Source organism: Frankia sp. CcMO1 (assembly GCF_977945845.1).
The window spans coordinates 69,699-78,791 of sequence record NZ_CDWTMG010000003.1 but is presented as its reverse complement, the minus strand read 5'-3'; the positions used below and the strand labels follow the sequence as shown (position 1 = coordinate 78,791).

Annotated in this window: 7 protein-coding genes and 1 pseudogene; 3 read left to right on the top strand and 5 right to left on the bottom strand. The window is 71.8% G+C overall.

Going from position 1 to position 9,093, the window contains the following annotated elements:
- Positions 1-1,122: pseudogene (locus tag AC08OU_RS01305) on the top strand (hypothetical protein); the annotation flags it as partial.
- Here the strand turns inward: AC08OU_RS01305 and AC08OU_RS01300 are convergent.
- From AC08OU_RS01300 to AC08OU_RS01280, 5 genes are all read right to left on the bottom strand, one after another.
- Positions 1,119-2,522: a class II 3-deoxy-7-phosphoheptulonate synthase gene (locus AC08OU_RS01300; RefSeq protein ID WP_476600670.1), complete on the bottom strand. Its 1,404-nt coding sequence runs from the start codon at positions 2,520-2,522 to the stop codon at positions 1,119-1,121. The pseudogene AC08OU_RS01305 and the gene AC08OU_RS01300 sit on opposite strands and share 4 nt — an antisense overlap.
- A gap of 144 nt (positions 2,523-2,666) precedes the next feature.
- Positions 2,667-3,692: a 6-phosphofructokinase gene (locus AC08OU_RS01295; protein ID WP_462203892.1), complete on the bottom strand. Its 1,026-nt coding sequence runs from the start codon at positions 3,690-3,692 to the stop codon at positions 2,667-2,669.
- Between the two features lie 143 nt (positions 3,693-3,835).
- Positions 3,836-4,366, bottom strand: a complete 531-nt coding sequence (locus AC08OU_RS01290; RefSeq protein ID WP_476600668.1) for a polyadenylate-specific 3'-exoribonuclease AS — start codon at positions 4,364-4,366, stop codon at positions 3,836-3,838.
- Between the two features lie 4 nt (positions 4,367-4,370).
- Positions 4,371-5,891: a hypothetical protein gene (locus tag AC08OU_RS01285; RefSeq protein WP_476600666.1), complete on the bottom strand. Its 1,521-nt coding sequence runs from the start codon at positions 5,889-5,891 to the stop codon at positions 4,371-4,373.
- A 32-nt stretch (positions 5,892-5,923) separates the two neighbouring features.
- The gene (locus tag AC08OU_RS01280) at positions 5,924-6,811 is read right to left on the bottom strand and encodes a lysophospholipid acyltransferase family protein (RefSeq protein WP_476592928.1); all 888 of its coding nucleotides are present in this window, start codon (positions 6,809-6,811) and stop codon (positions 5,924-5,926) included.
- A gap of 606 nt (positions 6,812-7,417) precedes the next feature.
- On the opposite strand from AC08OU_RS01280, the gene AC08OU_RS01275 reads away from it, so the two are divergent.
- Positions 7,418-8,215, top strand: coding sequence for an alpha/beta hydrolase (locus AC08OU_RS01275; RefSeq protein WP_462186413.1), 798 nt, complete (start codon positions 7,418-7,420; stop codon positions 8,213-8,215).
- On the top strand, positions 8,208-9,053 hold the full coding sequence (locus AC08OU_RS01270; RefSeq protein WP_476604092.1) for a hypothetical protein: 846 nt from the start codon (positions 8,208-8,210) through the stop codon (positions 9,051-9,053). The genes AC08OU_RS01275 and AC08OU_RS01270 overlap by 8 nt, the downstream gene beginning before the upstream one ends.
- Positions 9,054-9,093: the final 40 nt, after the last annotated feature.

Genomic DNA, 9,093 nt, shown 5'->3' with positions numbered 1-9,093 from the left:
CAACAGTCACCATCGCCGCGATCAACGAATGGCTGCCCCGATAAACTTCCCAAACAGGCCCTAGTCCGCAATCCGGTCGAGCGGGCGAAGACCCGGCTGGGCATGGCCGGCACGCGGATGAGCGAACTGCGCACGATCACGGTGAATGACAGCGGGGTAATCGCCCCGGAAACCGGTGCCGGCGCCCCGGAGACGAGCCTCCGGGTGCCGGTGGTGAACCCCACGGCCATCGCCGCACCACCGGCCATCGCGATGTCACCTGCTGCGGTGTCACCCGCTGCGGGGACGTGGTCTCCCGGTCCCCGCACGCCCGCCGTCCCCGGCAGTGCCGGCAGATCCGATGGCCCCAACGCGCCGGGCGGCCCGCCCGGCCCCGGCAACGGGGACCGCCCCGACCCCGCGCTGGTCAACGCGCTGCTGCGGGACTGGCTCGCCGAGGCACACGCCGGCACGCAGGTGCTGCTGGCCCGGGTCGCCGCCGGGGACGCGGACGCCTGGACCACGGTGAACGCCTTCACCACCGAGCAGTCCCGCGGGCTGAAGAACCTGCTGAGATCGCTTCCCGTGGGCTCGGTCGGACCGGCGCATGCGGCTCTGGATCTCATCGACGACGTCAGGCGCAGGCTTGGCCCGCGGGCACCAGCGCCGGTCCAGGCCCCCTCACCTGTCCGCCCGATCTCTCCGATCGTGCCGGCCGGTGACGCGCTCACCACCCCGCCCTACGTGGCGCCGCTGCTCTCCGTACCTCGGCCCACGGCGACCGGGGCCACCGCCGCGCCCGCCCTCAGCACTCCCACCCCCAGCGGCGCCGACACCGGCTCGCCAGGGCCCCCGAGCCCGGCGCCGGGTGGTGCCACCAGCGGAACGACCACCCCGACCACCGCCCCGACCCTGGCCCTGGCTCCCGCCACAACCCCGGCACCGTCATCGGCGTCGGTCCCCGCCTCACCAGAGCTGATCATCACCGAATCAGCCAACCCGCCCGGCAGGCGGGGCACCGACGCGGCTCCCGCCACGACCCCGGCAGACGACACGACCGCCTCCGATGCCACGCCGACCACGGTAGGCGCGCCCTCGCCGCAGAGCCCCCCGGACGGGGTGCCGACGCCGGGATCCCGTTAGCCCACGAGGGCCACGGCGCCGCGTTCTCCCCGGGTGTTCTGCAGCATCTCGGCGACGAGGAAGGCCAGTTCCAGCGCCTGCCCGGTGTTCAGACGTGGGTCGCAGGCGGTCTCGTAACGGCCGCCGAGGTCGTCTTCCCCGATGAGTTCGGCCCCACCGAGGCACTCGGTGACGTTCTCCCCGGTCAGCTCGATGTGCAGGCCACCGGGGTGGGTGCCCAACGCCTTGTGGACCTCGAAGAAGCCGAAGACCTCGTCGAGGACATCATCGAAGTGGCGCGTCTTGACGCCGCTCACGTCACGGGTGTTGCCGTGCATCGGATCGCACGACCACACCACGGGCGGCCCGGCAACGTTGACCTTCTCGATGATCGAGGGCAACGTGTCCCGGACCCGCTTCGCCCCCATCCGGGAGATCAGGGTGAGCCGGCCGGGGACATGGTCGGGGTTGAGCCGCTCGGCAAGCTCGAGGACCTCGTCCGGGCCAGCCTTCGGCCCGATCTTGCAGCCGATCGGATTGCCCACCCGGGACAGCAGGTTGACATGGGCACCATCGAGGTCCCGGGTCCGCTCGCCGATCCAGATCATGTGGGCGGACAGGTCGTACGGATCGCCGGTGGCGTCCTCGATCCGGGTCAGAGCACGCTCATACTCCAGCAGAAGGCCCTCGTGACTCGTGAACAGCTCGACCCCGCTCAGCGCGGCGGTCCGATCGAGGTCGATGCCACAGGCGGCCATGAAGGCGAGGGCACGCTCGATGTCCGTCGCCATCACCTCGTAGCGGCGACCCGCCGCGGAATCCCGCACGAACGCCTTGTTCCACTCGTGGACCTTCGACAGGTCGGCGAAACCGCCGGTGGCGAAGGCCCGCACGAGGTTCAGCGCGACTGCGCTCTGATGGTAGGCGGCGACCATCCGCATCGGATCGGGCCGCCGCGCGGCGGCCGTGGGCGCGATGTCGTTGACGGCGTCGCCCCGGTAGGAGGGCAGCCCGGTGCTGGCCTCGATGTCCGCGGACCGCGGCTTGGCGTACTGCCCGGCGATGCGGGCGACCTTCACCACCGGCGTGCTCGCACCATAGGTGAGGACGACCGCCATCTGCAGCAGCGTCTTGACCTTGTCCCGAATCTTGTCGGCGGTGTTCGCCACGAAGGTCTCGGCGCAGTCACCGCCCTGCAACAGGAACGCCTCGCCCCGAGCAACCAGCGCGAGACGGTCGGTCAGGGACCGAACCTCGGGCGCGGTGACCAGCGGGGGGAGGGCCGCAAGCTGGTCGTAGGCGGCTCTCAACTCTGCCGGGTCAGGCCAGGACGGCTGCTGCTTGGCCGGAAGGGTCCGCCAGAGATCCAGTACGCTCACGACACCAGGGTACGGGCCCAGTCGAGTTCGGGCGGTCACCATCGCCCGACATTTTTCCGGGGAATCGGCGTCTTCCTTCGGACAGGCATCCGCCCGGGAATCGGCACCCAGCCCTGGCTCCCGGACCGGGATTGGTTCCCGGACCGGGTCCGGCCCGACGGCCCGCCCCTTCCCTGGTCAGCCGGGTCAGCCGAAGAAGATCTCGGCCTCGTGGTAGAGCTCCTCGGGCACCGTCTTGAGCTCACGGGTCGCATCCTGCAGCGGAACCCGGTCGATGCGGGTGCCGTGCAGGGCGACCATCACCCCGAAGTCGCCTTCGTGCACGGCGTCGACAGCGTGCAGTCCGAAACGCGTCGCGAGCCACCGGTCGAAGGCCGTGGGCGTGCCGCCGCGCTGCAGATGCCCGAGCACCGTGGCACGCGCGTCACGACCAGTGCGGGCGCGGATCTCGGTCTCCAGGACCGCCCCGATGCCCTGCAGACGGACATGCCCGAAGGCATCGACCTCGCCCTCCCTGGCGACCATGGTGCCCGTGATCGGGACGGCGCCCTCGGCCGCGACGATGATCGGCGCGTAGTGGGTGGCAAATCGAGCCTCGACGAAGGCGCACACCTTGTCGAAATCGAACGGCCGCTCCGGGATGAGAATGACGTTGGCTCCCCCCGCCATGCCGCTGTGCAGGGCGATCCACCCGGCATGGCGGCCCATGACCTCAACGATCAACACCCGGTGATGGCTTTCCGCGGTGGTGTGCAGCCGGTCAATCGCCTCCGTGGCGATGTTGACCGCGGTGTCGAAACCGAAGGTGTAGTCCGTCGCGGAGAGGTCGTTGTCGATAGTCTTGGGCACTCCGACCACGGGCAGTCCCTCGGCGTGCAGCTGGGCGGCCACCCCCAGGGTGTCCTCCCCGCCGATCGCGATGAGCGCGTCCACCGCGGCGGCGGCGAGGTGCTCGCGCACCAGCGCGGGCCCGTCCACGGCGGCGTAGGGATTCGTGCGGCTGGAGCCGAGGATCGTGCCGCCGCGCGGGAGGATCCCCCGCACGGCCGCGATGTCCAGAGGGACCGTCTCGCCGGTCAGCGGCCCCCGCCAGCCGTCCCGGTACCCGACGAAGCTGTGGCCGTAGACGCTCTCTCCCTTGCGCACGACGGCCCGGATCACCGCGTTGAGTCCCGGGCAGTCGCCGCCACCGGTCAGTACGCCGATCCTCATCCCGAGTTCTCCCGTCGACCGTACACCGCTTTCTCCGGCGGCAGCGTAGCGGGAGGGCCGTACTTCAGGACAACATTGTGGTTACGTGGCGTGGCGACGATAGGCCGCCGCGGCCGCGTCATCGACTCATCGGGATGGGTGACTCATCGGGATGGGTCCGAGACGGCGGCAGCCTGGGCGCGCAGCGGGGCGAGAACCCGCCACCGGGCGAGGTTGTGCAAGGCGTCAGCGAGCGCATCGTGGGCGTTGGGCGGCGGTGCGGGAAGAACCGGCCGGCCCACTTCCTCCCACAGCTGACGCAGGTCCCGGGTGAAGCGGGGCAGCTGGGCGGGCAGGGCGGGCATCGTACCGAAGAGCTGGCAGAGCACCACGTGGTCATAGGCCCCGTACCAGGCCCACAGCTCGAGGGTACCACCCGCGGTCAACAGCGCGGCGACCTCGTCACGGATTCGGGCCCGCGGCTTCCACGCCTCGCCCGACGGCGACGGCAGCTGGTCGATGACGTTGCGACGGACCCAGGGCACGGCCCACGACGGATCGAACTCGGTCGACACGGCATAGTACCGCTGTGTGCCGTCCTCGCTGACGATTCCGATGCTGACCAGATCGAGCCAGTGATGACCGGTGTCGGTGCGTTCGATGAACTCGGTGTCGTAAAAGAAGCGGGTTCCCACCAGCTCAGTCTCCTCCGACCGAGGTGTCCGCCATGGTCGGCGGCTCGGCCGCGGACCACCCCGGGCCAGGGCCCGAGCGCCGGCGCCACGGGCGCAGCAAGGCCCCGAGCAGCAGCGCCGCCAGGGCGGCACCGATCAACGGCAGCAGCCACAGCAGCGGCCCGGAGTACTCCTCCGTGGCGTCATCCCCGGACGCCGCCGCCCGCGGACCGCCCGGCCCCGGCGACCGCCCTCCTGCCGGGACGATCGCCGGCGTCGCGCGGCAGCCGGCCGCACCCGCGACGGACGGCGGAGTCACCGCGGGACCGGTCGCCGGGGAGACCCGGACCTCGACCCGGGCGGCGCCAGGATCATTGACGAGGCAGAGCAGACCAGCCCCGGGCGCGGACGTCACCCGCGCCCCGGTGACCTGCACCTGGTAGCCCGTCGGATAGGACCAGGCCGGCACGCTGATCGCGGTCGCCGTGCCGGCAGCGAGGGGCGGCCCGGCCGACGGCGTGGTCCGGTAGGCCACCATCAGCACCCGCGACGCGTCGAAGCGCAACACCTCCGGTACCCCGGCGATGGCCACGGGGTAGGGGCGGACGATGTCTGCGGGCGGGGCGGGCGCCCGGCGTTCGGCGCCGCTGCTCCCGACGGGCGCGGCGGTGCCCACCGTGCCCCCGGTCGGGCTCGGGGCGTCGTAGAACCAGCTCAGGCCGAACGCGTCGGCGGAGGCGACGAGACCGCGGACGCTGGCCGCCGACCCGTCCTTCCAGCCGACCAGGTATCCGGTCGGATCATTGACCGCCACCGTCGATGCGGCGTCGAACGGGGCGGGCCGGTTCCGCCACAGCAGGTGAGTGCCGTCATGCGCGGCCACCGCCGCTACGAGACTCTCACCGCCGCCACCACCCTCGGGCACCTCGTAGCCGAGCAGGCCCGGCACGTCGCGGAACCGCGTCGCCAACCGTTCGAGCCCCGCGGCGAGGCCGGCGACGGAGGGTACGTAGCCCGCCGAGGCGGGCACGATCCGCAGCGTGACCCGCAACCCGCGGTCGGTGAACATGCGGGTGAGGGCGGCGGCCTGGTCGAGTCCGGGGTCGGCGGGCGTGGTCGCCGCGCCGGCACCGTCGAGGACCGGCCCACCGGATGTCGCCGGGAAGCGGCCGCCGCTTGCCATCGGGACCGCTAGGCGCACCCCGGTAAATCCGAAGCCGACCCAGGTGTCGATGTCCCCGGCGGTGGGCGTCACCCCGGCCGGCACCGTGATCCCGTGCAGGACGACCACCCGACGATCACTGTCCGTGAGGTACGTTCCCGAGCGACCGATCGTATCGGCCGGGGCGGCGCCCACGGGCGGTCCAGCAGGTGCGGTGGGGGAACCGGCCGCCGAGGCCCCGGGCACCGGACCCGTTCCCGCGAGGCAGCCAACGATCAGGCCGAGCGCGACCAGAAGCGGACGCCGTCCCGGGAATCGCCGGGGATGCTCGAAGCCGCGACGCCGCCCGATCGTCGTCCAGCCAGGAACGCTGTCACCACACACCGGACCATCCTGCCGTGTCCACCGCAAACGGGTCAGACCGCCCGGTCGATCCGGTCTTTGGCGGCGCGTGGATTCGCCGGCGCCGTGACCGGCAGCCCGAGCTGATCCGGAGACCGAGCCGGCGTCGCCGCCCCAGGGGAACCCTGCGCCGTGCTGGTGGACGCCGGGGAGACCTGCGCCGGGGTGGTAGACCCCGCGGGCGCGCCGGCAGCGGCAGCCGCCTGTGCCCGGGCGGCCGCGAGCTCCTCCTTGGCCCGCTTCGCGTACATGTCCACATACTCCTGGCCGGACAGGGCCATCAGCTCGTATATGATCTCGTCGGTGACCGAGCGCAGGACGAAGCGATCATCTGCCATGGCCGCGTAGCGGCTGAAGTCGAGCGGGCGGCCGATGCGGATGCCGACCCGACGGATCTTCGGAACCAGCTGGCCCGGCGGCTGGACCTCGAAGGTCCCGATCATCGCCACGGGGATGACCGGGACCCCGGCTTCCAGCGCCAGGCGCGCGACACCGACCTTGCCGCGGTAGAGCCGGCCGTCCGGGGATCGGGTGCCTTCCGGATAGATCCCGAGCAGGCGGCCCTGGCGGAGCACCCGGACCCCCGAGCGCAACGCGCCCTCGCTCGCCTTGCCGCCGCTGCGATCGATCGGGATCTGGCCGACGCCACTGAAGAACACCCGCTTGAACCACCCCTTGACGCCCGCCTCGGTGAAGTAGTCGCTCTTCGCCAGGTAGGTGACACGGCGGGGGACGACCAGCGACAGGAAGAGGTGGTCCAGGAAGGAGAGATGGTTGCCGGCGAGGATCGCGGGCCCCTCCGGGGGGATGTTCTCTGCCCCCTCGACCCAGGGACGCCAGAACAGTCGCAGGACAGGTGTCAGGAACACCTTGACCACCCAGTAGAACAAGACAGCTCCCACCTGGTCACCGCCGCACGACGACGGCCCGCCGGGGGCGCCCGTGGCCAGTCGCCCGTCTTCATCCGCCGACGCCGATCACACCTGGCCCGAACCTCCCACGAACCGTCCGGTCGGTCGGGAACCGGGGCGCACGCCGCCGGTCCACGACCCGCGGCCTCGCCGGGGTCCGCCACGGAGACCCCGACGATCCTTGCGACCCCACCGCACCAGGGCCGGGTCGCCCAGGGCCGGTCGCAAGGATGATGGGCTTGCTTGAGCCTAAGGAGAGGTCATCACGACGTCCACCGAACAGGGTCTACCCCGCTCGGCGTGTCATTCTCCGGTGCCGGCCAGGAAACCTGACGGCGGGCCCCCAGCCTCCCGCAGACCGCGCCTCGATCCCGATGTCCCGCGCGCGTACCCACCCATCACCGATATCATCAGGCGGGGACTTTCCGTCCGGCGGCTCCTGCGCAGCGATGTTGCGCAGCGAGTGAGACACGCACGACCGTGGCCTCAGCCCGCGGACCGTGCGAGCATGCGTTTACCGGCGTTTTCCCTCCGCGCGTCGCCGGACCCGCATCGCGGCATGCGGGCGGGCGCGCGAGGCACGAAGGGCGGATCACGATGGCGGGTGTCACCGGTGCGGCCGTCCTCCCGGGCGCGGAACCGTTCGAGTTCGAGGGTGGGCCGGTCGGCGTGCTGCTGGTCCATGGGTTCACCGGCTCCCCGGGCAGCATGCGACCCTGGGGCGAGTACCTCTCCGCAGTCGGGCTGACCGTCTCGTGCCCGCTGCTGCCCGGCCATGGCACCCGCTGGCAGGACATGGTGCCCACCACCTGGCCGGACTGGTACGCCACGGTAGAGACCGCGTTCCTGCGGTTGCGGACCACCTGCGAGCAGGTCTTCGTCATGGGGCTGTCGATGGGCGGGACCCTGGCCCTGCGGCTGGCCGAGCAGCACGGCGGGGATCTCGCCGGCCTCGTCACGGTCAATCCCAGCCTCACCACCGAACGGTGGCACGCGGCGTTCGCCCCGTTGCTGAGCCGGGTGATCCCCGCCGTGCCTGGCGTGGCCGGCGACGTGAAGGCCGAGGGCGTGCCCGAGGTCGGTTACGACCGGGTACCCCTGCGCCCGTTCGCGTCGCTGCGCCAACTGTGGGCGGTGACCCGGCCGGAGCTCGGTCGGATCGTCTGTCCGGTCCTCACCTACCGCAGCATCGTCGACCACGTGGTGGAAGCCAGCTCCGGCGCGATTCTGCTGGCCGGGCTGCGTGCCCCGGCCGAGGAACGGCTGCTGGAGAACAGTTACCACGTCGCGACGCTCGACAACGACCGAGAAACGATCTTCGACGGAAGTCTGGAATTCGTCCGGCGGCACGCGCCACGCGCGCTCGTGCCCGACGTGCCCTGCGGCGATGGCTGAGCGGTCACCGGGTTCAGGACCCGGCGAGCACCGGCCCTCGCCGGCGGACGACGCCGTGCCCGAGGGGGCTCCCCTCGGCGGGCCGAGCAGCGCCCCCGCCGACGGCGGTGGCACCTCCGCGAACCGCGAGGAGCCGGCCGACGGTGGTGGCGACGACGGCGACGGTGGCGGCGGCCTCAACGACAGCGGCCTCGACGGCGGCGGCGACGGATCCGCGACAACCGCGGGGGGCGACGCACCGCGGCCCTCCCCGCGCTCCCAGAAAGCCGACGACGCCGCGTTCTTCGAACTCATCGCGCGCTTCGACGACGAGCCCGAATCCCATCGGTGGCCGGCGGCGGAGAATCTGGACGACACCCGCCGCCCCACTGTGATCATCCTACGCCCGCCGTTCGAGCCGGGTGGTCCTCCCGTATCGGAGGACCGGACCGACCCCCGGCCCGACCAGCTGCCGTTCCCGTCCGCGGGCGGTGACAGCGGCCGACGGGGACGCGGCGGCACCGAAGACTTCGTCGTCGACCTCGGCGATCTGTCGGGTTCCGGCCAGGTCCCGGAGGGTCTGGACGACCCGGATCTGGACCCGGACGACGAGCACTACGAGCCGCCACCCCCGCCACCGCTGCCACGGATCAGGCCCGTGACGCGCTGGGCACTCGGTTCGATCGCCCTCGGTGTGATGTTCCTCGTCGTTCCGAACCTGATCGACTTCAACCAGTCCCGGACCCAGAACGTCGCCGGGGTTCTGCTGATCCTCGGCGGGGTCGGCACGCTGGTCGCGCGGATGGGAGACCGTCCGCCCACGGATTTCGACGGCCCCGACGACGGCGCGGTGGTCTGAGCGCGGCGTGGCAGCCGTCGTACCGGCACCGAAAAGGAAG